The sequence below is a fragment of the Cobetia sp. genome, assembly GCF_983723665.1.
Window position 1 is genome coordinate 7,862 of sequence record NZ_CFDJES010000058.1, and the last position, 1,150, is coordinate 9,011.

Genomic DNA, 1,150 nt, shown 5'->3' on the forward strand with positions numbered 1-1,150 from the left:
AGGGAGTCCGCCGTGGTGCCGATGGATAAACAGGATGCAGGACAAGGAGTCGACCGGGGGCCTGGCATGGCACGCAAGAGTCTGCGTGAACAATCACTGGAACAAGCACTCCAGCAGATGGAACGCGACAAGGCTCGCCTTGAACGCCGACTAGCGGGGCTGGAAGAGAAACTGTCGACGACGCTCGACGGTACCGGCCTGCGCCTCTGGCAACTCGAAGTGCCCAGCGGCAAGCTCACCATCTTCAACTATCGCTGGGGGCGCATGCTGGGCTATCAGCCCGGCGAGCTGAACGCCCATTTCGATGTCTGGCGTGAGCACCTGCACCCGGAAGACCGCGACGAAGTGCTCGCCAACCTCAATGATCACCTTGAGGGGCGCACCGAGGTCTATCAGGTCGTGCATCGCATGCTGGCCCGCGACGGCAGCATCACCTGGGTCGCCGATCGCGGGCGGGTGGTCGAGCGCGATGAGCACGGCAATGCCCTGCGCCTGCTGGGCACGCATACCGACATCAGTCATGAGAAGGACTACGAATCGCGCCTCAATGCGCTGGCCAGCACCGATGCCCTGACGGGTCTTGCCAATCGCCAGGCCATCAACAGCTGGCATCAGCGACCGCTGGCCGACGACAGTGCCTTGATCTTCATCGACCTCGACGGCTTCAAGCAGGTCAATGACCAGTTCGGCCATCGTGCCGGCGACGAAGTGCTGGTGCTGGTCGCGCATGGTCTGAACGATGAGCTGCATCGGCTGGGCATCCACCATCATCTCTCGGCGCGTTTCGGCGGCGATGAATTCCTCTTTCAGCTGCCCCGCATGTCACTGCCGCGTGTCGAACATATTGCCCGTCGCTGGCTGGAGCGCTTCGCGCATCCCCTCGAGATCAGCGGTGGCCTCGGCCGCATCGGCCTGAGCATCGGCATCTGCTTCGGGCGCGATGCCGACAATCGCTTCGGGCTGGCGCTGGAACGGGCCGATCAGGCGATGTACCGGGTCAAGCACCACGGCAAGCACGGCTTCAGGGTGCACACGCCGGTGGAGTACTCTTCCTGCGAATACCAGGCCGGCGATTTCCAGGCCTCGAACCTGGAAGCCCCCGCCAGTCGCCTGCCTTCCTGGCTGCACCCACAGCCCGCGCCGACATCAA

The 1,150-nt window shown here is 63.7% G+C and carries 1 protein-coding gene; it reads left to right on the plus strand.

Features of this window, described 5'->3' with window-relative positions; translation table 11 throughout:
* Positions 1-66: 66 nt before the first annotated feature.
* Positions 67-1,150: diguanylate cyclase domain-containing protein (locus AC4FAH_RS07805; protein WP_490245856.1), on the plus strand; the 1,084-nt coding region annotated here is incomplete at its 3' end.